General features: G+C 41.6%; 26 protein-coding genes and 2 riboswitches. Of the genes, 5 read left to right on the top strand and 21 right to left on the bottom strand.

What is annotated here, in order from left to right:
* Positions 1-21: 21 nt before the first annotated feature.
* From P855_RS0117625 to P855_RS0117600, 6 genes are all read right to left on the bottom strand, one after another.
* The gene (locus P855_RS0117625; protein WP_028784801.1) at positions 22-798 is read right to left on the bottom strand and encodes an enoyl-CoA hydratase-related protein; all 777 of its coding nucleotides are present in this window, start codon (positions 796-798) and stop codon (positions 22-24) included.
* A 790-nt stretch (positions 799-1,588) separates the two neighbouring features.
* A complete protein-coding gene (locus tag P855_RS22310; protein ID WP_161628832.1) occupies positions 1,589-1,759 on the bottom strand; it encodes a hypothetical protein in 171 nt (56 codons plus the stop codon).
* A gap of 20 nt (positions 1,760-1,779) precedes the next feature.
* Entirely contained in the window at positions 1,780-2,694 is a 915-nt protein-coding gene (locus P855_RS0117615; RefSeq protein ID WP_028784800.1) for a VanW family protein, read from the bottom strand.
* Positions 2,695-2,822: 128 nt separating this feature from the next.
* Positions 2,823-4,145: a uracil/xanthine transporter gene (locus P855_RS0117610; RefSeq protein WP_028784799.1), complete on the bottom strand. Its 1,323-nt coding sequence runs from the start codon at positions 4,143-4,145 to the stop codon at positions 2,823-2,825.
* Positions 4,146-4,355: 210 nt separating this feature from the next.
* On the bottom strand, positions 4,356-4,961 hold the full coding sequence (locus tag P855_RS0117605) for a TetR/AcrR family transcriptional regulator (protein WP_028784798.1): 606 nt from the start codon (positions 4,959-4,961) through the stop codon (positions 4,356-4,358).
* Between the two features lie 56 nt (positions 4,962-5,017).
* A complete protein-coding gene (locus tag P855_RS0117600) occupies positions 5,018-5,467 on the bottom strand; it encodes a DUF5392 family protein (protein ID WP_028784797.1) in 450 nt (149 codons plus the stop codon).
* Between the two features lie 388 nt (positions 5,468-5,855).
* Positions 5,856-6,034, top strand: a riboswitch (Lysine riboswitch).
* Between the two features lie 130 nt (positions 6,035-6,164).
* Between P855_RS0117600 and dapA the strand changes: the two genes are divergently transcribed.
* Positions 6,165-7,052 (top strand): 4-hydroxy-tetrahydrodipicolinate synthase, encoded by an 888-nt coding sequence (dapA, locus tag P855_RS0117590; protein ID WP_028784796.1) that lies wholly within the window; start codon positions 6,165-6,167, stop codon positions 7,050-7,052.
* Positions 7,053-7,299: 247 nt separating this feature from the next.
* A complete protein-coding gene (locus P855_RS0117585; RefSeq protein WP_028784795.1) occupies positions 7,300-7,695 on the top strand; it encodes an SET domain-containing protein in 396 nt (131 codons plus the stop codon).
* A gap of 536 nt (positions 7,696-8,231) precedes the next feature.
* On the opposite strand, the gene P855_RS0117570 is transcribed toward P855_RS0117585, so the two are convergent.
* On the bottom strand, positions 8,232-8,693 hold the full coding sequence (locus tag P855_RS0117570) for a hypothetical protein (RefSeq protein ID WP_028784794.1): 462 nt from the start codon (positions 8,691-8,693) through the stop codon (positions 8,232-8,234).
* Positions 8,694-8,946: 253 nt separating this feature from the next.
* Between P855_RS0117570 and P855_RS0117565 the strand changes: the two genes are divergently transcribed.
* The gene (locus P855_RS0117565; RefSeq protein WP_028784793.1) at positions 8,947-10,185 is read left to right on the top strand and encodes an MFS transporter; all 1,239 of its coding nucleotides are present in this window, start codon (positions 8,947-8,949) and stop codon (positions 10,183-10,185) included.
* Here the strand turns inward: P855_RS0117565 and P855_RS21600 are convergent.
* The 6 genes from P855_RS21600 to P855_RS0117530 all read right to left on the bottom strand — a co-directional run bounded on the left by P855_RS21600 (position 10,120) and on the right by P855_RS0117530 (position 17,252).
* Positions 10,120-10,935: a helix-turn-helix domain-containing protein gene (locus tag P855_RS21600; protein ID WP_051353302.1), complete on the bottom strand. Its 816-nt coding sequence runs from the start codon at positions 10,933-10,935 to the stop codon at positions 10,120-10,122. The two genes, P855_RS0117565 and P855_RS21600, sit on opposite strands and share 66 nt — an antisense overlap.
* 67 nt (positions 10,936-11,002) lie before the next feature.
* Complete coding sequence (locus P855_RS0117555; RefSeq protein WP_028784791.1) at positions 11,003-11,677, bottom strand: VOC family protein; 675 nt, start codon at positions 11,675-11,677, stop codon at positions 11,003-11,005.
* Between the two features lie 250 nt (positions 11,678-11,927).
* A complete protein-coding gene (locus tag P855_RS0117550) occupies positions 11,928-13,262 on the bottom strand; it encodes a Na+/H+ antiporter NhaC family protein (protein ID WP_028784790.1) in 1,335 nt (444 codons plus the stop codon).
* A gap of 98 nt (positions 13,263-13,360) precedes the next feature.
* Positions 13,361-13,463, bottom strand: a riboswitch (SAM riboswitch).
* Between the two features lie 119 nt (positions 13,464-13,582).
* Complete coding sequence (locus tag P855_RS21265) at positions 13,583-15,064, bottom strand: BCCT family transporter (protein WP_051353301.1); 1,482 nt, start codon at positions 15,062-15,064, stop codon at positions 13,583-13,585.
* A 154-nt stretch (positions 15,065-15,218) separates the two neighbouring features.
* Positions 15,219-15,428, bottom strand: coding sequence for a hypothetical protein (locus tag P855_RS0117535; protein WP_028784788.1), 210 nt, complete (start codon positions 15,426-15,428; stop codon positions 15,219-15,221).
* 147 nt (positions 15,429-15,575) lie between these two features.
* Positions 15,576-17,252, bottom strand: a complete 1,677-nt coding sequence (locus tag P855_RS0117530; protein ID WP_037986436.1) for a glycoside hydrolase family 13 protein — start codon at positions 17,250-17,252, stop codon at positions 15,576-15,578.
* A 284-nt stretch (positions 17,253-17,536) separates the two neighbouring features.
* Here P855_RS0117530 and P855_RS0117525 point away from each other — a divergent pair, with 284 nt between their 5' ends.
* Positions 17,537-17,866 (top strand): hypothetical protein, encoded by a 330-nt coding sequence (locus tag P855_RS0117525; RefSeq protein ID WP_028784786.1) that lies wholly within the window; start codon positions 17,537-17,539, stop codon positions 17,864-17,866.
* 183 nt (positions 17,867-18,049) lie between these two features.
* Positions 18,050-18,958 (top strand): homoserine O-acetyltransferase MetA, encoded by a 909-nt coding sequence (gene metA / locus P855_RS0117520; RefSeq protein WP_028784785.1) that lies wholly within the window; start codon positions 18,050-18,052, stop codon positions 18,956-18,958.
* Positions 18,959-19,031: 73 nt separating this feature from the next.
* On the opposite strand, the gene P855_RS0117515 is transcribed toward metA, so the two are convergent.
* Genes P855_RS0117515 through P855_RS0117480 form a run of 8 tightly spaced genes read right to left on the bottom strand, consistent with a single transcriptional unit; the run spans position 19,032 to position 25,805 of the window.
* Complete coding sequence (locus tag P855_RS0117515; RefSeq protein WP_028784784.1) at positions 19,032-20,312, bottom strand: TRAP transporter large permease; 1,281 nt, start codon at positions 20,310-20,312, stop codon at positions 19,032-19,034.
* Entirely contained in the window at positions 20,312-20,788 is a 477-nt protein-coding gene (locus tag P855_RS0117510; protein ID WP_028784783.1) for a TRAP transporter small permease, read from the bottom strand. Before P855_RS0117510 ends, P855_RS0117515 begins: the two co-directional genes overlap by 1 nt.
* 22 nt (positions 20,789-20,810) lie before the next feature.
* The gene (locus P855_RS0117505) at positions 20,811-21,824 is read right to left on the bottom strand and encodes a TRAP transporter substrate-binding protein (protein WP_037986431.1); all 1,014 of its coding nucleotides are present in this window, start codon (positions 21,822-21,824) and stop codon (positions 20,811-20,813) included.
* A gap of 59 nt (positions 21,825-21,883) precedes the next feature.
* Positions 21,884-22,429, bottom strand: coding sequence for an FAD synthetase family protein (locus P855_RS0117500; protein WP_028784781.1), 546 nt, complete (start codon positions 22,427-22,429; stop codon positions 21,884-21,886).
* A 46-nt stretch (positions 22,430-22,475) separates the two neighbouring features.
* Positions 22,476-22,667: a 2-hydroxymuconate tautomerase family protein gene (locus P855_RS0117495; protein ID WP_028784780.1), complete on the bottom strand. Its 192-nt coding sequence runs from the start codon at positions 22,665-22,667 to the stop codon at positions 22,476-22,478.
* 11 nt (positions 22,668-22,678) lie between these two features.
* Positions 22,679-23,470, bottom strand: coding sequence for a 2-keto-4-pentenoate hydratase (locus P855_RS0117490; RefSeq protein WP_028784779.1), 792 nt, complete (start codon positions 23,468-23,470; stop codon positions 22,679-22,681).
* A 17-nt stretch (positions 23,471-23,487) separates the two neighbouring features.
* Positions 23,488-24,294: a 2-keto-4-pentenoate hydratase gene (locus tag P855_RS0117485; protein WP_327084790.1), complete on the bottom strand. Its 807-nt coding sequence runs from the start codon at positions 24,292-24,294 to the stop codon at positions 23,488-23,490.
* A gap of 35 nt (positions 24,295-24,329) precedes the next feature.
* Positions 24,330-25,805, bottom strand: a complete 1,476-nt coding sequence (locus P855_RS0117480; protein ID WP_028784777.1) for an aldehyde dehydrogenase — start codon at positions 25,803-25,805, stop codon at positions 24,330-24,332.
* Positions 25,806-25,823: the final 18 nt, after the last annotated feature.

The following is a 25,823-nucleotide window of genomic DNA, read 5'->3' as shown; positions in this document are numbered from 1 at the left end:
CGTGGTGACAACCCTTTTTTGTTATTTACCTTTAAAATTGGTTGGTCTCTTTTCTTTGAATGCTTCCAATGCCTCGATTCGGTCTTCTGTCGGAATGATTACTTCGTATGCTTTTGCCTCAATCGCCAAACCTGTATGTATGTCTACATTGTTTCCATGATTAATCGCATACTTAGCCTGGGTGACAGCGAGTGGTCCGTTGCTCATGATTTCCTTAGCAAGAGAATTTGCTGCATCAATTAATTGCTCCCGCTCAAACACCTCATTAACTAATCCGATATCCAATGCTTTATTAGCATCGATCCGGCGAGCAGTTAAGATCAGCTCTTTTGCCCGTGACGTCCCGACCAGTCTCGACAACCGCTGGGTTCCACCTGCTCCAGGTATGATCGCCCAGCTCACTTCGGTGAGCCCCATGAGAGCATCAGACACTGCATATCTAAAGTCACAGGCGAGTGCCAACTCCAGACCTCCCCCGAGGGCATAGCCATTGATGGCGGCAATTGTCGGTTGAGGGAGTTCCTCAATCGCTGTGAAGACATCGCGGATCGTCCGGACATTGCGGCGTACTTCTTTTTCTGACAGTGTTCTGCGCTCTTTCAAATCAGCCCCGGCACTAAATGCTTTCTCTCCTGCCCCTGTGATGATAACTGCCCGTACTTCTTTATCTGCCTGAATGGACTCTACAGTTTCCCCTAACAAAGCAAGCGTTTCATAATCAAAACAGTTCAATTGATCTGGCCGGTTGATGGTAATTCGGCCGAGATGCCCATCTTTTTCAAATAAAACCTTCACCATATATATCCTCCCTATCCCTTACATTACATTGAACCTACCACATTAACTATTCGACATTAAATTTAATTCCCCTTTTTGCAAGGCTCCTTTAAATATCAGTATTGATTTTCCATTTAAGCTCCCAATTGCTGAAGACTCAGTTTCGAGAGAAACTGTTTCCGTTACGGTGACGAGCGTTTGGAGGGCCGGGAAATCACTCGCTTTCCATGGGCGGACGGTGAGCTTCCTCAGGCTCCGCCTTGCGGGATCTCACCATGTCCTATCCTCCCATAGGACTTTGACTAAGCTTCCTGAATAAACACCGCACGAAGAAAATGCATAGCATTTTCGAGGACTCGCAATTTCCCTGCCCTCCTTACATTGGTAAGGAAAACGGAAACATTGACAGGTAGAATCATTCAACCATAGTAACAGCTACAAAAAGGCCTTGTTTTCTGTATCATTGGGCCTTGTTATGCAGTTGTATGTGGAAGATATCTCCTTACAAGGTAGGGTTCGTTCGTCAAAAAAATAGGTAGGGTGGCGGGGAAACGGTGAGACTCCCGTGGGAGAAGGATCTAGGCAAGACCCCGGAAGACGAAGTCTGAGGAGGCTTGCCAGTTCCCCCACAGGAAAGCGAATCGTTTCCCAGCCGCCCTTACTCCTAACTAGGCAACGGATCCGAAGTATCTCGAAATCAAGTCTTCGACTTCTCGGCCCAATAGTTGAAGAAGCCTCTCATCTACAACTACGTTTAACAGAGACTTTTGAAAAGAGAAAAGCTGACAGTTCTGCAGGCTGTCAGCTTTCTCTATTCTTCGACACTACTGTGCAGCATCTCATAATAATCAACTTTTTCGTCGGAAGTCGCAAATCCACGGCGCCCATCCTCATAGGCAATTAAGACATATCCCAGTTCACTTTCAAGCTCCATAATCCTTCGTGTCTGCTCTTCTGACAAATCAGCTATTTCCCACTCCATACTCTCAACCTTTCTTATCTTTAATCTTGAGTATCCAATTCAATTTCTTCCGGCAGTTTCTTTGTTGCTCCCGGGATTTTACGTGATTCGAAGTCGACTACGTCCGAAGAATACACGTTGATGCTTACTTGTCCATTGGTCACTCTCGTCCGGATCAGCAAAGGCTGGTTATACACATTTTTGAAAGTGAAATCAGGTCCATACCAGCTGACGGTAGCATCTCTTCCTTCCGGCACATAAGGTACACGTTTACTATGGGAATATCGCTCGAGAATTTTCACCCCTGCGTTATCAACGGCATTATACATCGTGGATGAAATCTGACAAATTCCTCCGCCTATTCCCTCTGTCACTTCCCCTTTGACGATAACCGGGGCAGGTTTATACCCTTTCTCTTTTGTCCGTTTACCGACTACCTCGTTGAAAGAAAATGTTTCGCCCGGAAAAACCACATGGCTGTCGATGGCTTCAGCCGCAAGCCGTATGTTGTGAGACCTCTCTTTATTGTTAGGATTGAAATAGGTGACATAACTGCCGATTTCCTGTGTCCGGATATTCGCCAGCAGTTCACTATCCACTTTCGGGTGAATCGGTATTTCCGGCACCTCTATATTCGAACCACCACTCCCATACAAATAGCTGAACAAGCCTTCCATGAATTTCTCCCGATTCAACTGGCGCCCAACCTTCTCCTGCTTAATACTTCCATCCTTTTTAATTTTTGCATTTCGTGCCTGTTCATGTATTTCTTTCTCTACCTGTACGATCAGTTGCTGGATCTTTCCCAGGTTATAAAAAGGATGAAGCATTGCGTTTTCAGCAAATTGATTCCGGTTGATATGCTGAATCACTTCATCATTGTGTGTAATCGTCAAGTCTTCATCATACGTCATCGGTTGAATAAAGAATAATAAAGTTAATATCACAGTCAGCATAGGCATCCTCCCACGGATAGTATGGCAAACATGCTCGCTGTTCATGTGAAAGAGATACATAAGTAAAATTTTGGCATTGAAAAAGGAGAAGGAATAACCCTCTCCATACCTTCCAGCCCCTGTTACTGCTAGCTGCTTTTCTTCATAACCTTAGGGTGTACCGAATCATTCTGATACTTTTCCCAATTAATTGTTTTCTCCAAGAGAATAGCAATCAATACCCCTACAATAAATCCATTAGAGACCAAAGGCTGGACTAAAACTGGAAGCTGATTGAACAACGAAGGTTCAACAAACATAATACCCACTCCGACCAGCACCGGACCTGCCAGCCGATGAATCGTAACCGAATTGAACTGGTAACCACCAAGACTTTTTAAAGAGGTCCCAAAAAGCTGCAAATAAGCGACAAACAATACCGCATTTCCTACTGTAATCGGTAAAGTCGCCAACACACCGCCAAGGACAGGGATGATACCAAGCAATGCCATCAGCCCTCCACCAATCAAGAAAGGCTTGCGATCAAAAATACGGGTACTTTCTAAAAACCCTACCGATGAGGCAAATGGGGCATATGATACAAGTCCAAACACACCTGCTACGACCGAGTAACCTCCGGTAAGCATATAAGATCGGAGGAACTGTCTATCGTCCGGAGTTTTTCCCATTAATTGAGTAGCTGCACGAACGGAAGCAATTGTATTGCTCAAATTAATCATACTGGCTAAAAAGGTAATAAGGACAATTCCAATATTAAGATTAGGAACACCGAACGGGAATAACAGCAGACCACCATTCGATGGAATAACAGTTTCCTGTTCGGCAGGGAAAAACAGGAGATAAAGCACCCATCCCGCAACCATTCCGATCAATATAGCAAAGTTACTGACTGTCTGCTTTCCTTTTATCTTCAGCAAGGTGACAAGAATGATAATCCCAAAAGAAAATAAACTGACAGGTATATTCAAGTTGCCCTCAGCATCAACTTTAAGCATACCCTCAAAGAAAATAAGTATTAACTGAAAGGTCAATAAAAACAAATAGACGCTCATCACCATTGGGGTAAATATCCGCTTGATAAAAGAAAGCAAATTGAATAAACCCAATAAAAGTACAACAACACCTGCAAGAATCATACCTGTAGCAATCCCACCGCCAATGGAAGCCAAGCTCATCCCCATTGCTGATGCTGCCGCGCTCAGATTTAATATCAATCCCCACATGACACCAGAAGGACCTTCCATAAGGGGATAGCGGTGACCGATCCACCCTTGCAGTACACAAGCTATTCCTGTGAAAATCAGTGCGCTTCTGAGTATGGAAGCAATCTCTTCCTGAGACAAACCAAAAGCAGCCCCTACCGATATTGGAACAACAACCGTGTTTGCAAAAATGAAGAACAACCACTGCAGCGACGCAGCAGCTGTCCCCCATGAAGAAAGCCGACGCATAAAACCACCTCTCCTTTAAAACTGTCACATTCCTTTCATTCTACTACTTTTTTCACCTTCCAGCCATTTCCTATTAGAAAAACTTGGCTTTTCGCCAAGTCTTTATGGCGAAGGCCTAAGTTTTTCTATACTTTAATCATTTAACAAAGTTATACTTTCCTAAAGTATTAGAAAAAACTGCCTCTTATAGTAAACGAGGCAGTCTTCTTATTACCCTTTATATATCCCTTTCTTTAGCAGGTTCATTTCAATACGGTAACTTTTCATCGCCTGCTCATCAGATAATCCTCGGGCGAATTTTGCTACGAAGTTACGGAAGGTGACAGCGGTAAGAATCTGCATAATGTGATACAATTCCTGATCACCCGAGATACTGAGGCTGTTTTTATTAATTTGAGCGCTGACTTCTTTGAAGTCCGAAATACTCTCCTCATCGCTGAAAATACCAAGAAAACTATATTCGACCTTGTGGGTCATGTTAAGAAATGCATTCTTCATGAAGCTGATGTGTTCCTGTTCGTGCAGCATACATTCAAACATGGCAAACATCGCTTCAATCAGGTCCCCATCATGTTTCTGCAAAAAGGCAATGAATTTTCCTTTTCGTTGCCCCGCCATCTTATCGAGAAGATAAAAGTAGATATCCTCTTTCCCTTCAAAATACTGATAAAAGCTGCCACGTGGTATACCGGCAGCTTTTATGATATTCGATATCGAGGCTTCAAATAATGGGACGCGGGAAAATTCTTTCTCCGCGGACTGTATCAGGATCTGTTTCTTTTCTTCCGGCAAATTGAAAAATGTCTGTTTCGGCAATGTACTCCCACCATTCACTATGTAAAGAAACACCAGCACGTGGTGTTTCAGCTTTCCTAATATCCTCTATATAAATTTAATTTTTCCTGTCTTTTTTCTTCTTCTAAAAATGCGACGAAATGCTTCATGGCATTCATCGGCTGGGATTTTACCTGATCCGTAAAATCCCTTTTGGCTCGCTCTGTCGCAATATTGCTTTTACGGATTCGCTCAATTATATAATCAACGCTCCGCTTTTGGATTTCTTCTTGTTTATGTTTCGCTTCTTTTGATAACGCCATCCCCACTGCACCAACAAGTGCATAGATAGCAATGGCTGATAATCTTACTTCTTCTTCTGGGACCATGAATAGTAACGTCAGGAGATTAACAGCTGCGATTGCGATTAAAGGGAACGATAAGAATACATACTTTGAAGCTTTTTTAGTAACTGGTGACAGTTTTTTCTCTAACTCCTCCACCTCTCGCTTCACAGAATTCGGCATATCCGTCATGGAAAAATTCATGTGATTTCCCCTTTTCTAAAAAATAAAGTTAGTATTCAATCTTCCCTTTGTACGAGCTGCTTAACCATAGGTTTTTTACAAATTTTCACATCTACACCTTTGTCGCGTAAATCGAAGGCCAACTTCCTAAGCTTCTCTACATAAACAGGGTTAATTTCCATATTTTTATGCACCTCTATGTGACATTATGTCATTCACCTTTTATTTTAACCTAAATATGACACCCTGTCATCAGTAAATCCAGTGACAGTGCGTCATCTTCCACTACTTTCCTATTTCCCCAAACGAAAAAAGGGTAATCTCAATTTTTCATCTTATTTCCCTTGAAATTAGATTGAATTTTTGTTAAAGTACAGTCAATTAAATATTTTCTTGCTTCAATAATTTGAAGCGGGATAGAGGTGCGAAAACCATCAGTACACAATAGGAGGATCATGAGGTCCAGTGAAAATTGTGGAAAGGGGAATTCGCCGAAGCGGAGAGAAACTCATGTTCTCAAAGTTGGTTCTGCTATTGAATAAATACAGGACTGTCATATAGGCGACTATATGGAGGGCTATCTTACGCAATGAAACGCATCCAATGTCGTTTCTACTGCAACAGCGAACCCTCGTTGTTGTTTTTTTAATGCGATAAATGGGAATGGCTCTATAAAACGCCTCTTATTTAAAATTTTTCCAAAAGGGTGTGAAATGCCATGAATTTCGGGCAAGTGTTAACCGCAATGGTTACCCCATTTGACCAGAATGGTGAGATCGATTTCAATGCTGCACGTACATTAGTCAATTACTTAATCGCTAACGGGTCGGACGGATTAGTGGTAGCGGGGACAACAGGTGAATCCCCTACTTTGACCGACGCAGAAAAACTTGAATTGTTTCGCTTCGTCGCACAAGTTGCAGACGGAAGAGCAGCCGTAGTTGCTGGAACCGGTTCGAATAATACACGAGCATCGATCGAGTTGACAAGACAGGCAGAACAGACGGGCGTCGATGCGATTATGCTTACCACGCCATATTACAACAAGCCTTCACAGGAAGGGTTGTACCAGCATTACAAAGCAGTAGCGGAAGCAACCTCATTGCCAGTGATGCTGTACAATATTCCAGGACGAAGCGCTGCGAACATCGCACCGGAAACAATCATCCGATTATCTGAAATTGACAACATCGTTTCTGTCAAAGAAGCGAGCGGGGATCTGGACGCAATGACAGAAATCATCACGAAAACTCCTGAGGATTTCACTTTGTACAGTGGTGACGATGGATTGACCCTTCCGGTACTGGCAATCGGCGGCACAGGGATTGTATCTGTATCCGCTCATATTCTTGGAAATGAAATGCAGGAAATGGTCAACAGCTACAATTACGGTGATGTAAAACGCGCAGCAGCCATTCATCAGGAAATCCTTCCAGTAATGAAAGCACTGTTTGCACAACCAAGTCCATCACCGGTAAAAGCAGCCTTGAATTTAATGGGTGTCCCTGTTGGTGATGTACGACTGCCGATGGTTCCGCTGAACAGCGAAGAAATAAATGCATTGAAGAAAAACCTGCCAGCCTATAAATTTACAGCTGCCGGATGAAAAACATAAAGTGATGGAATCGTCTCCGGTCCCATCACTTTTTATTTTTTCACCCATGTCCTTATCCCCTTTGTTTTTCTTTATAACATAATATTGTTATTCAAATGGAACACTAGTCATACACTTTATTCACTAATTGATGGGGACAAGATACAACCTTGGCGTATTTGGATTGCATTCTCGCACACTACCTGTCAGACTGGGGAAAGTCAAACATTAAGAATACAAAGAAGGCGACGGTGAAATTTTGATTGAAGTAAAAACATCTACCATTTCTGATGATGCACTGGATAAAGGCGTATTCGCTACCCAGGATATAGCGGAGGGTGAACTGATCCATCAGGCACCAGTACTTCCCTATCCTAACGAAGAACATGAGCATATTGAAAAAACGTACCTGGCCGATTATGCTTTCGAGTATGGAAAAAACCACACAGCATTTCTGTTAGGCTACGGGATGATGTTTAATCATTCCTACCAGCCGAACGCGATTTATGAAATTAACTTTGACAATGACTCGTTCGATTTCTACGCTTTCAGAGATATAAAGGCAGGCGAAGAAATCTTCATCAACTATAACGGAGAAGCGGATAACGATTCCCCGCTGTGGTTCAATGAAGAATCTGAAGAAAATGAAGAATGAAGATTACACCCTGCTCCCTGGGTGTATTTTTTTAAATTATTGAAGCTTTTCAAATATCTCATCCGTATATATACAATAAGCTCAATAAAAATAAGGGAGGTGTTGGGAATGTTTCCTCGTATATTTCATAAAGCTAATCGGCCGACAAAAATAGCCCTTTTAGCAGGCTCGATTATTTTGCTGATCGGTGGCCTGATAAAACTTCTTCTTTAACTTTCTGATGAATACTATGTATATTGAAAAAACCATAGGAGCAAAGGCACAGTGATGCTAATGCCATCACCTAATATCATCTTTCATTTTTTTCCTTTCATAAATATGTTTCAATAAAAATGGAACATAGGCTAATGCAACAACCTGCAGAAAATGCAAATCAAAGACATACGGACTCAGGAAAAATATTGTCACAGATAGAATGTTAGCCCATGTAATCTCAGGGGTACTCACATAAGAGTCATCAAGAATCGGATGGTTTTCTTCCTGTTTAACTTTTCACACCTTCCTTCAGCCATTAAGGAAATGGGTTCAATCCTCTGTTAATCAGATCGATCCCGTGTTTTCGCTTCTTCTGTCGAAGCGATTGAGTCACGGAGAGGCGTTTTATCGAAGGTCACTTCCGTGTAATTTTCAAATTGGCTATAACTTGCCGAAATCCATAATTCTCCATCGAAACCTTCTTTTCTCCACCGTGAGTGGAAGCCCGACCAATCATTTTTACTATTGTTGTCGTCAAGCGCTGAATCAGCATGTTCAACTTCCCATCCCAGCTCAGGAAGTTCTTTCAAGTAAAAATTGTAGATTTCAGTCCATTGATTTCCCAGGCTCACATAATTACTTTTTGTAGGTTTTAATCCTTGATATACCGGAATATCTTTGTGTTGTTCTGGAATAATGCTCATCCCTTCGTATGTATCATCGGTGATTTTATAGTATACGAACCCACTTGAAATCAATAAACTTGCGATAAGACCGTATAACATCAGCCTTTTTTTATTCATTTAGCTCCTCCTTTTAGATAATTATCATTTCTTACTAAATCACTTGAAATAAGATTTTATCTTGTCTGTAATCTTTCACACCTTCTCAATTTTAAAACAGATGCCGTTTTTTAATACCGATTATTTCAAAAATTAGAAAGAAACTCAATATTTAATTTTATATTGAACAACAAGAAAATTGTTCGACATTCCAGCAATAAATAGAAAGAAAGCCGCCTCTCTTACTTTTAAACTGGTAAGTGAGGTGATTACTTTGTATAAAACAATCTGGAAAAATAAAGATATCCGATTTTATTTATTAGCTGGAGGCATATCCCGTCTGGGCGACACCCTATCTGGAATGGCTTTCTTGTTTTTAGCTTATGACCTCACCGGGTCAAGCCTCCATACAACAGGGATGGCGATGGCTGAGACTATCCCCTATTTACTATTCGGTTTGATTGGGGGAGTTATGGCAGACTGGCTGCCAAAAAAGAAATGGTTAATCTACTTGGATATTGCCCGCATTCCGTTAATTTCGTCCATTGTTTTGCTTTACTACTTTGACATGCTTACCTATATTTACTTGCTGATTGTAAGTTTTTTCATCCAGAGCATCGGCTGTTTCTTCAACCCGGCTCATCGCTCGATTTTACCTGCCATAACAGGAGAACGAGAACGGACAGCTGCAAATAGCATGAATGATACACTGACACGTGGTGTGACAGTACTCAGTCCTGTTTTATCCGTATGGCTATTAAACTGCTTTGGCGTCGTACACTTTTTTACCGTGGATGCTATCACCTATGCCATCAGTGCCCTTTTTATATATCAGGTCGATTTAAAAGAACCAAAAAACACTGCCACCAAATCATTCAAGGCCGTGTTTGTTGCAATTGCAGAATTTGCTGAATGGGTAAAAGCACACCGTACGATCCGGAAATTATTTCTGTTCACTTTTATCACTGTCTTTTTCAATACATGGGTGTGGCAAGTAGGCATGTTGCTTGCACTGACCGAAATGAGTTCACAAAGCGAGGAACTCTACAGCATGTTGCAAGGGGTATTTGGAGGAGTAGTCATCATTACAAATCTCCTGCTGCCTTATTTCATTAAAAAAATGACGCTGCGTCACTACTTGATCGGGGCGTTGATATGGGGGGCGGGGGTTTTATATTATGGTCTTCTGTATGACATGCCACATTTCTTTATCGGAGCTGCACTCGTAGGGGTAGGACTTCCAATTGCAGGGCTGGCACGTGTTTATCTATTGCAGACATTCGTTCCCGAGGAAAAATTGGGCCGGGCCTTCAGCTCTAATGCTGTGCTCTTGTACTTTTCCAACACGGTTTCCTTAGGGCTTTATGGTCTCTTAGTTTTAATTATTCCAATAAAAGTATTAATGATATCCAGTGGCTTATTCATCATTATTAGTAGTACCGGTGCATTACTTTTTAAGGCCATTAAAACTTCGAAATTCACCCGGCGTTTTACGGTACACTTTCTTAAATAGCTGGTTGTAGGAAGAAACACTTTTAAAACCGTGCTGAAGAGCAATAGAAAGAATCGATTCATTGGTATACAAAAGGGACTGCTGACTGCGAAACAACCGATATAATTGTAGCCAGGAATAAGGAGAGACCCCAAGCTCTGACTTGAACATGTGTGCAAATTGGTACTTATTCATTCTCGCTACCATTGCCATCTGATCTAATGTCCAGTCTTCCCTATAACTTTCACGGAGGGCAGTTAGCACCAGGTTGATATTTGCTTCACATTTGATTGCAGGAAACGTATTCATATGGGATCCTGGACCAAATTGAAGCATCAAAATGGTGAGTTGGGTCAGACTATTATCTAGAAAAAACTGACTAGATGTCGAACCTGAGGGTTCATATTGAAGGGAAAGAAAGTCACGAATAAATGACACCCACTGGCGAACCTGAGGATGCTTGTAAGAAATCAAAGCAAACTCAGGTTCCACTTGTTGAATCCCCATCCGTTCGGCTGCCTCCCTGAGCAATGATGGCTGGATTTCCACAAGGAACTTTTCCTGAGTAACACTCAGTTGTTTATGATCTACCTCTGGATTGAAAATGAAGAACTCGTCCTTTTCGATGGACAGATCGCCACTGTGTGTCTGATACGCCCCTTTTCCAAAATAGGAGAATATCAATTTATAACAAGTATCATTTCTCCAGGTCCGCTCTTCCAGACCATCATGGCGCATGAGTAATAACCCGTTCTCGTTATCCAATATCATAGATAATCCCCCACTATGTAATCACCAATTGCGCTTGCTGAAAATATTACTCTCTTGCATTGTGTAACTATGAATTTATAGCTAATTTATTATCTCTGTTAATACAGACTTTCATATTGTTTTGAAGTGTTATTTCTATAGGAAAAATAGCAGATACTTTATCTGAGAAAAACCACTTTCTCCCTGGCTGCACTAATAGAAGAAAGACTCCTGATTCTCTATCTCCCATAAAATTAAGGGAGGTGGAACTTATGGACTCATTGTCGCGTTCCTTAATCCCAATATCCCTAAGCTTTCCCCCGGCAGTTATCGCATCATTTACTGTTAAACTCATTTCACTGATGTTCAAAATACTTGCTGCCGAAAAAGGTTCCATCCTTTCTTTCGATGTAGAACGTGATATGAATTCCACTATATTTCCGGAAGGATCATAGAAATAAAAGGCATAGGCATCCATGTGAGAAAAATATACGTCATCTTCTCCATCTTCCACATTCAAACGAACCTTCTCTTTCATCCATAATTTTGCTTCGTTAAATTTGTTAGCAGGTATATTAAATGCAAAATGATAATATGGGTTACCTTCAATTTTTTCTGAGGTAAACTCTAATTCACTGGCACCGACCGCAATACGAAAATGGTCAGCAGCCTCATGTAACAAACGAAAACCAAGACGACTGACATAGAATTCTTGCATTTCTTTCAACTTCGTCGTTTGTAACACCACTTTCCTAATATCCAATGCTTAACCCCCTCTCCTTATTTTCATTTTTCTTTTATGCCATGACATTTAGGAAATACAGCCAAAACCAGGTGGAGGACTGTATTGTTCCATTTCCATCAACTCTACCCTACCAATTATTTCAAAAACAGAAAATTAAAACAATACTTTATTCATAGAACAAAAGCGCAAGAGCTTTGTTCACCCCGACAAGCCTAAGACAAGCCTCGTCGTGATAAAAAACAGGCTCCGCACTAACGGAGCCTGCCTGTTATGAAGAAGTCACATCTGCTTTTTTTCTTTTTTCCACCGGTGTCCGGGTGAACTTCGGAAACCGGAATATGATGGCTAGAATCCCTGATACCGCAAGCAGCATCGGGTAAAAACTATAAGGGACGATTTCCACTGGAGAAATCTTCGCCACCCCGGCAGCTGCCAGTATCTGTGCGCCATAAGGAATCAATCCCTGAACAGCACTGGAAAAGATATCAAGAAGACTGGCTGACCTCCGGTTGTCAATGGCAAACCGCTCTGAAATCTGCTTTGCCAGCGGACCAGCAGTAATGATTGAAATCGTGTTGTTGGCTGTTGCCAGATTGACCGCTGTGACCAGCCCGGCAATTCCTGATTCACCGCCTTTATTGCTATTAATCCGCTTCGTTATACTTTCCAACAAATACTCAATACCGCCATTCCGGCGAATCAGTTCTACTAATCCACCAAGCAAGATGACGAGCATCGTCAGCTCCTGCATGCCTGTAAAGCCTTCACTGATCAACGTAACAAACTCCATCAGGGCAAAATCTCCAAAAGCAAGACCGACAATCCCGGCAAAAATAATCCCGCCGATCAGTACAAAGATAACATTGATCCCAGCTATCGCAAAACCTAGTACGGCCAGGTACGGCAATACTTTTATGAGGTTAAATGGATGGCTTTCATCTAAAGATCCTCCAATACCAGAACTCAACACACCAAAAACTACTGCTGTCAGGACAGCCGCCGGAAGGACGATGAATAAGTTGGCTTTAAACTTGTCCTTCATCTTAGTACCCTGTGTGCGAACAGCGGCAATTGTCGTATCAGAAATGATTGACAGGTTGTCACCGAAAATAGCACCGCTGATAACCGCGCCCATTACGAGAGCGACCGGGATTCCTGTCTGCTCAGCAACTCCAAGGGCAATCGGAGCCAGGGCAACGATCGTTCCGACAGATGTCCCCATGGAAATCGAGATGAAACAGCCAATGACGAACAGCCCGACGACAAGCAAACTCTGTGGGAGGAATGTCAATCCGAGGTTGACCGTCGACTCAACTGCTCCCATCCCTTCTGCGACAGAAGCGAACGCACCCGCTAACAAGAAAATGATCACCATCAGGATGATATTCGGATGTCCGCCTCCTTCGGCAAGCTGCATCACTTTCGTTTGAAAACTTTCTTTTCGATTCATAAACAATGCAGTTAAAATAGCAACGAAAATAGCGACAAGGACAGGCATTTTGTAAAAGTCCCCCGTGACCACTCCTGAACCTATAAATAATAAGATGAATATTCCAAACGGAATCAGCGCCAGCGGATTCCCTATTATTTTTTTATCCTGCATGTCTTTCCCTCCAGTTACTTTCATTATGTCCATTCTGAGTATATTTTTTGTAATAAAAAAACCTCTTGCAGACGCAAGAAGGCTCAGTTAATTTTTCCTTCTTATCTGCCAAGTACAATGACTTGCTGGAATTAGCACCTTCCCACCCGGGAGGTTGCTGAAGCTTCAACGGACCAGTTCCTCTGCTTCTCTTGATAAGATCTCTATTCATTTTTTCAGGACTGTCATTCACAGTACTATAGAAAGTAACGTTATGCAAGCAGTTAATTTTTCCATCTCGTTCTCACAGAAAACCAAGAGAACCGCAGTAAGAAAATGAATTATACCAATTTTAAAAACGATAGGGATAAAAGTACCATGATGAAACATGAAGGGAGGGCAACTAACAAGGTGACAGCCTGCAAGGTTGTCAATCCTCCTATAATCAACAAGGCCATTGGCGGAAGTGCAAGGGAAAATGCCCAGAACAAGCGGTTCAGCCGGACCGGTTCTCCCTCAATCCTTCGCTGGGTTACAGCAGCCAGCATATAAGAAGAGGTATCATAGGTAGTCGCTACAAAGATTACAGCCAGAAGCAAAAATAAAACCAGCGTGAAATCGCCGAAGGGCAGCGAGTGAATGATAGAAATGACCGCCTCATTTGAATGACCTTGCTTGATCATAGTAGCTACATCCAATTGAGTCGTATTCTGAAGATAAAGGCCATAGTTTCCGAGGACAAAGAAAAACAGCCAACAGCCGACGGGGCCAAAAATTATCGTCCCCAGTATCATTTCCTTGATCGTTCTTCCTCTGGATATTTTAGCAATAAACAAACCGATAAAAGGAGCATAGACAATCCACCAGGCCCAGTAGAAGATGGTCCATTTTTCCGGAAAACCTGACTGCGCAATCGGATCCATCCAAGTGTTCAAGCGAAAGAAGTTATTCAATACAAGCCCGACACTATTTGTCGAGATTTCTAAAATAAAAAAAGTCGGGCCAAGGATGGTGACAAACAAAAGCAAAAAGAAAACTAAATAGACATTTATATTGCTTAGCCGTTTTACCCCTTTTTCCATTCCAGCAAATACACTGACCGCAAATACAATCGTACAGATGAGAAGCAGGGAGATATCCAGGAGATAGGTATGCTGTATTCCGGTGAGCCGTTTTACCCCTTCAGCCATCATCGGTATACTGATGCCGAGGGTTGTCCCGGACGCTCCCAGCAAACCGATCATAAAAAACATGTCAATCAACTTTCCCACGAAACCATCGGTATGATGATTCAGCACTGGGCGGCAAGCCTCGCTGATTTTAAGAATGGGAACTTTTTTCACATGATAAAGATAAGCAATCGGTAGTGCAGGCAGACAATAAATCGCCCACGCTGTCGGTCCATAGTGGAATAATCCATATGCTGCACTCCATTCCACTGCAAACGGTGTACCAGGAATGAGACCGAGCGGTGGCTCGAGATAATAATATCCCCATTCAATCGCTCCCCAGTACATGATTCCCGACCCAATACCCGCGCAAAAAATCATGGAAATCCAACTGAATGTAGAGAACTCTGGAGACTCCTCCTTTTTACCAAGCCTGATTTGCCCGTGCTTACTAAACGCTGCCCATATTAAAAAAATCAACGAAGAAAAACCGATCCATAAGTACAGGACCCCTGTCAGATCCGTTAATTGCACATGCATCTGTTCCAGCCAGGTATGCGTAACATTTGGGAAGAAAAAAACAATGCTGCATAGTATTAACAAGGACAAAAACGCCACAAGAAAAAACGGCCAGTCGATTAATGACTTTTTCAAACACACACCCCTTACCAGGAAGACTTGTACTTATATGTATGTTTGGAAGTCCCTTTCCCATGCGTTTTAATTTTCAGTGGAATTAAGCAACCGAATTCCTTTACAAATAAAAATAACCTAACCACATGGTTGTGATTAGGTTATTAGCTCGAACTCAGGAATTATTATAAACCTGTCCTATTTCTTTAGCGGCCTGATCTTCATTGAAAGATTCTATTTTCTTATGTTCATCCACGGAGTCTCCAGAAAGTCTATCCTCAGCGTCAAAAGGCTGATTGGACTTTACTGTATTTTGCATTCCTATCTCCCCTGTGCTATTAGCTTCCACAGGGGTATTGAAATTCTCTTTTGGTTGCTTTTTCATAATTATCACCTCAATCTCTAGGTTTTGCTAAGCTCTGTTTTTCATGCCTCTGAAGCAAATAAATCCACTATACCATCTGATCATGGCTTTCATGGCGTTTAACCAATTAAGAAATGCACCTACAAACGATAGGTGCATTTCTTATGATTATTTAGATGAATTCAGCTTATAAACGCGAGCCTCATAAGGCTTGAATGTTGCAGAAATTAAGTCTTCCTCTGAATCAATGTCGTAATTGCTGATCAAAAGCTGTGCCTCTTTGTCCTGTAGATCAGATGGCAGTTCTAAAACAGCCTCACCTTCAAGAAGATTAGTAATAACAAGTACCATTTCATCCTTCAAAGTACGGGTATAAGCGTAAATGCTATCGTGGTCTTCCAATATAAGATCATAGCTGCCATAAATGAGGACATCGCTGCCTTTTCTTAAGTCAATCAGCTGCTTATAGTAATGATAGATGGAGTTAGGATCCTTTATCCCTTTTTGTACATTAATTTCTGTATAATTCGGGTTCACCTTCAGCCATGGTGTCCCTGTTGTAAAACCAGCATTTTCTGTATCATTCCACTGCATCGGCGTCCGGGAGTTGTCGCGGCCATTTTTCCAGATGACCTCCATGATCTCCTCATGTGATTTCCCCTCTTCTAATTCGTTGAAGTACATATTTTTAATGGCTACATCATTATAGTCGTTGATGGAATCAAACTTCGTGTTCGTCATGCCGATTTCCTGACCCTGGTAGATGAACGGCGTACCTTGCATTAAAAAGTACAGCGTCGCCAGACTTTTTGCAGACTTATTTAAATACTTCTTGTCGTTCCCCCATGTAGAAACTGACCTTGGCTGGTCGTGGTTTTCCAGGAATAAGGCATTCCAGCCTCTGCCTTCCAATCCCTTTTGCCACTTGGTCAATGTTTCTTTTAGAGCGTGGATATCGAGTTTTCCATCGGCGCTTTTGCCCCAAAGGTCCAAATGCTCGAATTGGAAAATCATATTGAACTTCCCGTTTTCCTCACCAACCCATTCCTCAGCCTGCTCAACTTTGACACCGTTCGCTTCTCCGACGGTCATGATGTCGTAATTGTCAAACGTCTTTTCTTTTAGCTCTTTCAAAAAAACCTGGATGCCCTCTCTGTTCATGTGTCCTTCGAAGGAAGGAACATACTTTTTATTTTCCGGATTAGGCAGATCCGGGAAGCCAGGAATTTTTTTGATATGGGAAATCGCATCGATGCGAAATCCATCAATACCTTTATCGAGCCACCAATTGACCATTTCATAGAGGTTTTTACGGACTTCCGGGTTCTCCCAATTCAAATCCGGCTGTTTTCTTGAAAACACATGCATGTAATACTCTTTCGTCTCCGGATCAAACTCCCATGCTGTACCGCCAAAAATAGATTCCCAGTTGTTCGGCTCTTTGCCATTTTTTCCAGGATGCCAAATATAATAGTCACGGTATGGGTTATCTTTCGAAGAACGCGATTCAATAAACCATGGATGCTCATCAGATGTGTGATTGATGACAAGATCCATAATGAGACGCATGCCTCGCTTATGCACTTCTTTCAACAATTGATCGAAATCAGCCATCGTCCCGAATTCTTCCATAATACCTTTATAATCACTGATATCATAACCATTGTCATCGTTCGGTGAGCTGTAAATCGGGCAAATCCAAATTACGTCTATTCCAAGATCTTTCAGGTAATCCAGTTTGGAGATGACACCCTTTATATCACCGATTCCGTCTCCATTCGAATCCATGAAACTGCGCGGATATATTTGATATGCTACTGCTTCTTTCCACCATTTTCTGCTCATAATAGCCTACTCCTAACATGTTGTCGTATTCTATATAATTAATGCGCAATCGATTGCACAAACGGACAAAAAAATAACAAGGCCCCAAATGACCTCTGCAGATTTCTCTTAGTTCATCGTATAATTGCTACACTTTATTGTCAAGCTGTAATTGAAATCGATTACACTCCCTCCCCTATGCTATTGTTGCATTGCTTGTGTATATCCAGTTTTTTGGTATGATAATAAAAGATTGACGTTGCGTTTTATTTCGATAAAAGATCGAATATTGAGGAGAATTCATGATGCAAACGGAGTTCCAATATATAGGAGAAAAGATTGTAGATCATCGCTACGAGCTGACAGAAACCTTCAATGAAGAAGTCATGAAAGTTTACCCGGAAAATTTTGCTGAAACAGATATGCCAGAAGCAGAATACTATAAAATTAGAGCTGATCTATTCAAATCTTTCGGAGAAGTTTTATATAAAGACGAAAATAAGGTACACCAAGAGGTTTATGAGTGGGCTGAACTAGCCGCTAATCGCACCATTGAATATAATGTATCTTTGACGCAGGCACTCCGTGTCATTTCTTTTTTCCAGCCTACCATCTGGGATTTTTTTCTTAATTAAATACCCAATACAAACAAGGAAGCTCTTAAGGAAGGGCTTCTTTTTTATATCATCTTGAAGATATGTACTTCTACTTTCAAAAACTTCCGAATAGAGTGATATTTATCCTGCATCTCCATTGCCCGAATCTGCTTCCGTCGCTATAATGAGTATATTATTCTTTTATCGAAGGAGGAACTTGGTTTGCCTATCAATATACCCAAAGATTTGCCAGCAGGCGAAATTCTTTCAGAAGAGAACATTTTTACGATGGACGAAGAACGGGCGAAAACCCAGGATATCCGTCCTTTGAATATTCTGATCTTGAACCTGATGCCTGAAAAGGAACGGACGGAGACTCAGTTACTACGGCTGCTCAGTAACTCTCCGCTTCAAGTAAATGTCGAGTTTTTACATACTGCTACGTATGAGTCGAAAAATGTCAGCAAGTCACATTTGCAGCAGTTCTATAAAAGTTTCAATGATATCAAACACCAGCGTTTTGACGGCATGATTGTGACCGGTGCGCCGATCGAGCAGCTGCCATTTGAAGAGGTGGTCTACTGGGAAGAACTGACGGACATCATGGAATGGACGAAAGATAATGTCACTTCTGTCATGCATATATGCTGGGGCGCCCAAGCCGCACTTTATCATCACTATGGCATTGGTAAATATGAGTTACCTCAAAAATTGACTGGAGTTTTTAAGCATCGCTTACTGCAGGACAATATCCAGCTTGCCAGAGGAAGCGATGATGAATTTGTGGTCCCTCATTCCCGTTATACCAGTGTTTCTGAAGAAGAAATCCTGGCACACGATGAGCTTATCCTTTTATCTTCCTCCGAGGAAGCCGGGCCATGTACGATTCTTTCCAAGGATCAAAAACATGTCATGATCACAGGCCACATCGAGTATGATGCGGAAACACTTGCCGACGAATACCACAGGGACACAAATAGAGGACTGGATCCTCATGTACCTGTTGATTATTTCCCAAATAATGATCCGGGTCAGAAACCATTGAACCGCTGGCGTTCCCATGCTTATCTGATGTTCTATAACTGGTTGAATTACTATGTGTACCAGGAAACGCCATTCGCCTGGAAGTAAACAAAAAGCTGCTGAAATCAGCAGCTTTTTTATTTATGCTTGATGCCAAAAAAGAATAGTGAAGAAACATTTTCTATAAGCCAAGCCAATTCGGTATCAACATGGTAGCATTTTCCCAGTATGTGATTACAAAGAGAATCAAGACCCCCATAACAAGAAATGGCGCAACAGCTCGTACTAGTTTTTCAAACTGCACTTCTGCTATAGAGGAAACAATAAAGAGTCCAGTTCCGACTGGAGGTGTTAACAAACCTATAGTCAAATTAATACATATTATTACCCCGAAGTGTATGGGGTCTATTTCAAAAGTTGTAAGGAGAGGCATAAAGACAGGTACGAGTATTATCAAAGCGGCAATCCCGTCCAGCACAGCTCCTAATAATAAAAGAAAGATATTCACCAATAACAAAAATACGATTGGATTATCGGATAGGGAAGTCATTCCAGCCACTATTGCCTGAGGGATTTGTTCGAATGCTATCATCCAGCCAAAAATGTTCGCCATGGCTATGAGAAACGTCACCGTTGCAGAGGTTATTACAGTATTAATGAGGATGTCAGGCATTTTTCTCCATTTTAGTTCTTTATAGAAGAAGGCACCTACTATATAAGCAACAACAGATGCTATTGCAGCAGACTCTGTAGCTGTAAATACCCCACTAATGATGCCTGCGATAATAATAAACGGAACAAGTAAAGCAGGCAATACGTTCAATGTGTTTGTAAGGACCTCCCTCCAAGTTGCTCGATTACTTTTTTGGAAGTTGTATTTATATCCTATGAAGCTTACCAAAAGAATAAATCCTAAGCCATAAAGTATCCCTGGTATGATACCAGCCATAAACAAACCACCAATTGATGTACCAGATAATGTGCCATAAATAATGAATATCATACTCGGCGGGATGATCGGTGCTACGATAGAAGATGCGAGTGTCAGTGCAGATGAAAAATCTTTATTGTAACCTTCTTTTTCCATTTCGGGTACCATCACTTTGCTCATCATTGCAGCCTGAGCATTGGCAGAGCCTAATATAGAAGCTAGAAACATATTAGAAACAATAGTCACATATGCTAGTCCTCCCCTGACATGACCGAATAGAACTTTGGCAAATTTCACCAGGCGTGCGGTAATTCCCCCTCCATTCATTAATTCACCAGCTAACATGAACAATGGGATAGCCAGCAACCCAAAGTTATCAAGACCAGAGTACAACCGCATCGGGGCTGACTGCATTAAAGTGGTATTCCCCTCCACTAAAAAGTACAATACCGTCGTCATCCCAAGTACCAAAGATATTGGTATGGACATAAACAAAAAAACAAAAAACATGATGACAACTAAAACACTCATTAGCCTTCATCCTTCCTGAAAATATCCACTAGATTGGAAAGCAGGTGGATTGATGCAAAGCTCAATCCAAGTGGTACCGCCATATAGGGAATCCACATAGGTAATAGAAGTGTAGTTGACTTTTGGTAGGCTACGCTTGGGGACAAAATCCAATTTATACTATAAAAAATAAGTATAAATAGAAAAATCAGCATAAGGATATGCCCAATAATTAATATGATTCTCCTTATATTTCCCGAAATATATTCCGTTATTATGGTGACACTTGCCTGGGACTTATATTTCAGCCCCAGGCTTCCACCTATAAAACTAATCCAAATAAGCAAAAAAATTGAAATTTCACCTGCCCATGACAATGGGGATTGCAATACATAACGAAAAGCTACGGCAAGTGTCAAAACAACAGCCATAGAAAACATCAAGATTATGGCAAGCCCTTTTTCTATTATTGAAATTCCATAACTAATTGCCTTCATCTTTAGTCCCCCCTACTATGTCTTAACGGAATGTATCTATGAACTCTTGAATGAGTGGATCTTTCTTTCCATATTTTTTATCAAACATTTGAATCTGCTCCTCAAAGACAGAAGAGTCAAGTTCATAGATATTCATACCATTACTTTTCAACTCTTCTTTAAATTCTTCTTCTTTCTCTGCTCTAGTCATAGCAGTATATTCGGCAGCTGCTTTAATAGATTCGCGTATAATTTGCTGATCTGCTTTTGACATTCCTTCAAAGGTAGATTTGTTTACCATAGCAATAGCAGGCCATACCATATGATTTGTCACAGCTCCATGGTCAACTACTTCGTAGTATTTATTTGTAATAGCCGCATCCAGATCCATATCCATTCCATCAATGACTCCTGTCTGTACGGCAGAATATACTTCCGGTAAAGGAAGGCCTACTGTTCCAGCCCCTGTTGATGTATAAAAATCCTGCATTGGAGGACTTGGTGTTACGCGCAGCTTCATACCTTCCATATCAGCTGTATTTTTCACCTCTTTGTCTTTAAAAAGCATGACCCGTTGACCTGCAAAAAGGTAGTCCAACCCCACTAACCCCTGTTGATCTAAAGTGTCCAGTATCTTTTTAGCCACATCTGAATCTCTGGCATCATTTGCCTCCTTTAGATTTTCAAAAGCATAAGGCGTAAACCATGCAGCGAATGCTTCCTCTCTCGAACTCATATAAGCTGCAGTTATCAACCCAAAATCAATAGATCCCCCTACAATCTGTTCTACCATATCTGCTTCCGTACCAAGTTGGCTGGAAGGGTAAATTTCCAGTTGCATTCTTCCATCAGACCTTTTATCAAGTTCTTCCTTGAATTTTTCAGCACCTTTATGCCACATATGGGAAGGAGGTGTTATATGCGCCAATTTAAATTTATAAGTCTCCCCATCCTGTGCATTAGCATCTTGAGCAGCGTCGGTACCAGATGAGTTACTACACGCTCCTAGGGCAAACAACATTAATGCAAACACGAGCAGATATAAACGTTTATTCATGTACATTCCTCCTATTAATTTAATAAGCCATGGGGAAGGTCCTTCTTTTTCATAACTCCTTAGCTGACAGGGGATGGTTGTTCCCATCCTAATAACAAAGCTGCTTCGTTATGCTCTCCTTGCAGTAATAGTTTACGAATCCTTGTGGAAGAAATGGTGTCACCTCCAGCACAACAAACAGCCTTAGTTATATTAACGTGGAAATGCTTTGATAACTTTGTCACATCACCAAATCGATTCTTTCCAAACCGGAAATCCCGCCCTACATTTATTTCTTTTGGAGAGAATCTTGTAAGTTCCTCAATAAAACTATCAGCAGTCCTATTGATATAGGATTGGTCAAAGTTGGCTACTACAATATGATCAACCCCTAACGCAGCTATTCTGCTAACTTTTTCTTCCACCGTAGTCAGTACTTTCGCGCCTTGAAAAAAAGATCGAGGAGGAGGATCAAATGTGTATACTAAGCTTGGAACCATTAGTTCCTTACTCCTTTGAACGGCCTGTAAGATGACTTTCTGGTGGCCGCGATGTACTCCATCAAATGCACCAATGGCTACCACCGCCCCCGTTAAATCTGGTGTACTATTATAATGTGCTCTCATAGGGACCACCTCTTTCAGTAGAAGTTAACAAGATGAACATTCACTTTTAATTCTCGCTATCAGCTTTTGTTAAGCCGGCAACAGCCCAGTTTTCCTTTTCAACTTCTTGAAGAATAATACGTACTTTTTCAGAATCAACGTTCAAATTTCGAACTATTGCTTCGTTAACCTCTTTAATTAATTGTTTTTTTGTACCTTCCTTACGCCCTTTTAAGATATGGAGGAAAGCTATTGGCATGGTTTCCCTCCTCACAAAGCAGTAACATTGAGTTCCATACTTCCCAACGTACCGAAATCCACCTTAATATCATCCCCGTCATGGACGGTTACCGCCTCAGTAATCCCTCCAGTGAGTATGACCATTCCAGGTTCAATTGCCAGGTCAAATCTATTAATCATGTTGGCAAGTTCGATAATGGAACGAACAGGATGGCCAAGTACAGCAGACCCTGAACCAGATTGTACAATTTCCCCATTTTTAATCAGTTTCACTGTCATATCACTAAGAGAAGTATGGTACGGTGAATAAGCTTGATCTCCGAGAAAAAACTTGGAAGAGGATGCGTTATCAGCAACTACATCTTCTAACGTGAAAGAAAAATTCTTATACCTGCTGTCAATCACCTCTACTGCAGGCATGATGAAGTCTGTCGCTGCCCAAATATCCCTGGGAGTAAAGTTCTCTCCTTTCAGTTTTTCTTTCATTACAAAAGCAACTTCAGGCTCTACCCTTGGGTGAATTAAACCATTAAGAGTCAACTTTCTTTCCGCTACTTCCATCGATTGAGTGAGTCGCCCATATATCGGTTCATTGACACCCACAGACTCTTGTTTTGCATGGCTTGTAAGCCCCATCTTCCAGCCAATCATTCGATCCCCGCGTGCGCCTGCCAGTTTCCCCCACAAGCTCTGTATTCTATAAGCATCTTCTACTGTCATATCAGGATACTGGACTGTTAGCTTTTCCATTTCCTCCGCATCTTTTTGATGTTTGTCGATGTGCTTTGCTAACTTTTTCAAATCAAATGTTTTTGTTTCCAACCCTTACGCTCCTTTCTCTATGTACTTTTATTAGAAAATCTTATGGAGGCTTCACCAAGTTGATCTATCCTTACCAAAAATTCATCGCCCGGTTCTGCGTTAACTGCTGCTGAAAGCGCTCCCGATAAAATTACCTCATCTTTTTTCAGGGAAATATCATATTGAGCCAGCTTATTTGCAAGCCAGGCGACACATTTAGCTGGATTTCCCATGGCTGCCGAACCTTTTCCTGTATTCACCCGTTCGCCATTTTTAAAAAGTTCCATGTTCACCTCTGGAAGGTTTACCTCTTGAATGGATGTAGCGTTATCACTCAGTACATACAGACCAGAAGATGCATTGTCAGCAATGGTGTCCGGGAGGTTGATTTTCCAATCAGAGATCCTGCTATCTACTATCTCAATAGCTGTCACCACAGAACCCGTAGCTTTTATGACATCTTCAACGGTAATAGCAGGCCCTCGCAACTCTTCTTTTAATATAAAGGCTACCTCCCCTTCTACTTTTGGCTGCAGGACTCTATATGGTGGGATTTCCCCGTCATTTTCTATTACCATAGTATTTAGTAAATGTCCGTAATCAGGTTCATTTACCCCTAACAGCTCTTGCATGGCAATCGATGTTAGTCCAATTTTCTTACCCACTACCCAATGACCCTGCTCCACCTTTTTCTGTATGTTCGACATTTGAATCTGGTATGCTTCGTCAATAGTCAAATTGCTAATTATATCTGTTAATGCCTGTATACTTTGCTGTTGTTTTTCTGCTTGTTCTAATCTGCTGGATAAATCATCTAATTCGCTACTCAGCATTTTTCTGCTCAAAAATCAAAACCTCCTTCCTTTTTTATAGTTAAAAACTAAAGTTTTATGGTGATATTCGATAGTTCACTATAAAATTCAAAGCTGTGTATCCCGCCTTCTCTGCCGATACCACTTTGTTTCAGTCCCCCAAAAGGCGTGCGTAAATCTCTTAAGTACCACGTGTTTACCCAAATAATTCCCGCCTCTATTCGGTGGGCTACCCTATGGGCACGTCGTAAGTCATTTGTCCAAATTGTCGTTCCCAAACCATAATGCGTATCATTAGCCTGGTCTATAACATCTTCCTCACTATCAAAAGGCAATACGGTGACAACTGGTCCGAAAATCTCTTCCTGTACACACCTGGAATCACGGTCCAAACCGGCTAAAATAGTAGGCTCAATAAAGTATCCTTTTTGGACTCCCTTTGGACGATAGCCTCCTACAAGTATTTCTCCGCCTTCTTCCTTAGCTATCTGAATATACTGATTCACACGATCATAATGCTCCTTCGAAATGACAGCACCAACTTTTGTCCCCGAGTCAAACGGATCTCCCACCTGCAATTGTCTGGTTTTTGCTACAAACTTCTTCAGAAATTCGTCATACGCTTCCCGTTCTACATAAATCCTTGAACCGCATAGACACACTTCGCCCTGGTTCATAAAACTGGATTTAAGCGTTGTTTCAATTACCTCATCGAGGTCAGAATCTGCGAATATGATATTTGGGTTTTTACCCCCCAGTTCATAGGAGAGTTTTTTTAGAGTAGGTGCAGCAGCCTTCATGATTGCTGTTCCTGTCTTGGTCTCTCCAGTGAACGTGATTGCATCTACATCTGCATGTTCTGTAAGAGCTGCCCCTGCAGAATTCGGGCCAAACCCATGAACCAAATTGACGACGCCGTCTGGAACGCCAGCCTCTTGAATGATTTCAGCTAAAACTGTGGCAGTCATCGGTGTCCATTCTGCTGGTTTCATTACCACTGTGTTTCCTGCCGCAAGACATGGAGCCATTTTCCAAGTCAACAGGAGTAATGGTAAATTCCACGGATTGATCATCCCTACTACACCTACCGGACGGCGGATTGAATAATGCAGAGCTTGATCATCTTGTTGATAAGCTTCAGTTCCTAAAGAAGTCAGGAAGTCCGCAAAGAAATGAAAATTATAGGCTGCCCTTGTAATATCAACTTCCAGTGCCATTTGATAGGGCTTACCTGTATCCATGGCCTCCAGTGCTGCTAACTCTTCTTTTCTATTAAGGATTAGATCCCCAATGCGGCGTAAAACCTGTGATCTTTTTGCCGCAGTAAAGTTACTCCATGGTCCTTTTAAAGCTGTCCTGGCTGCTTTAACAGCCGAGTCAATTTCCTCGTATCCACCTTCTGCCACCTTGCCCATCACTTCTTCTGTAGCTGGATTAATATTTTCAAAGGTGCTCTGACCATCAAAGTCCATATACTCTCCATTGATAAAATGACGGCAATCAATAGGCTGAACCTTCTTTCCAGACATCTCTTTTATATGCATGTAACATCCTCCCTTACT

The sequence above is a fragment of the Thalassobacillus devorans MSP14 genome (genome assembly GCF_000496835.1).
Lineage (GTDB): Bacteria > Bacillota > Bacilli > Bacillales > Halobacillaceae > Thalassobacillus > Thalassobacillus devorans_B.
The sequence above is the reverse complement of the archived record's forward strand: the minus strand, read 5'-3'. Positions and strand labels throughout refer to the sequence as shown.

Coding starts and splice junctions, on each gene's coding strand:
- P855_RS0117530 (WP_037986436.1), bottom strand. CDS start 17,252: ATGAGCAGAAAATGGTGGAAAGAAGCAGTAGCATATCAAATATATCCG.
- P855_RS0117550 (WP_028784790.1), bottom strand. CDS start 13,262: ATGCAGGATAAAAAAATAATAGGGAATCCGCTGGCGCTGATTCCGTTT.
- P855_RS0117525 (WP_028784786.1), top strand. CDS start 17,537: ATGCAAACGGAGTTCCAATATATAGGAGAAAAGATTGTAGATCATCGC.
- P855_RS0117515 (WP_028784784.1), bottom strand. CDS start 20,312: ATGAGTGTTTTAGTTGTCATCATGTTTTTTGTTTTTTTGTTTATGTCC.
- P855_RS0117480 (WP_028784777.1), bottom strand. CDS start 25,805: ATGCATATAAAAGAGATGTCTGGAAAGAAGGTTCAGCCTATTGATTGC.
- P855_RS0117615 (WP_028784800.1), bottom strand. CDS start 2,694: ATGCTGACTGTGATATTAACTTTATTATTCTTTATTCAACCGATGACG.
- P855_RS0117495 (WP_028784780.1), bottom strand. CDS start 22,667: ATGCCAATAGCTTTCCTCCATATCTTAAAAGGGCGTAAGGAAGGTACA.
- P855_RS0117505 (WP_037986431.1), bottom strand. CDS start 21,824: ATGAATAAACGTTTATATCTGCTCGTGTTTGCATTAATGTTGTTTGCC.
- P855_RS0117600 (WP_028784797.1), bottom strand. CDS start 5,467: ATGAATTTTTCCATGACGGATATGCCGAATTCTGTGAAGCGAGAGGTG.
- P855_RS0117570 (WP_028784794.1), bottom strand. CDS start 8,693: ATGAATAAAAAAAGGCTGATGTTATACGGTCTTATCGCAAGTTTATTG.
- P855_RS0117510 (WP_028784783.1), bottom strand. CDS start 20,788: ATGAAGGCAATTAGTTATGGAATTTCAATAATAGAAAAAGGGCTTGCC.
- P855_RS21600 (WP_051353302.1), bottom strand. CDS start 10,935: ATGATATTGGATAACGAGAACGGGTTATTACTCATGCGCCATGATGGT.
- P855_RS0117625 (WP_028784801.1), bottom strand. CDS start 798: ATGGTGAAGGTTTTATTTGAAAAAGATGGGCATCTCGGCCGAATTACC.
- P855_RS0117500 (WP_028784781.1), bottom strand. CDS start 22,429: ATGAGAGCACATTATAATAGTACACCAGATTTAACGGGGGCGGTGGTA.
- dapA (WP_028784796.1), top strand. CDS start 6,165: ATGAATTTCGGGCAAGTGTTAACCGCAATGGTTACCCCATTTGACCAG.
- P855_RS0117610 (WP_028784799.1), bottom strand. CDS start 4,145: ATGCGTCGGCTTTCTTCATGGGGGACAGCTGCTGCGTCGCTGCAGTGG.
- P855_RS0117535 (WP_028784788.1), bottom strand. CDS start 15,428: ATGAAAAAGCAACCAAAAGAGAATTTCAATACCCCTGTGGAAGCTAAT.
- P855_RS22310 (WP_161628832.1), bottom strand. CDS start 1,759: ATGGAGTGGGAAATAGCTGATTTGTCAGAAGAGCAGACACGAAGGATT.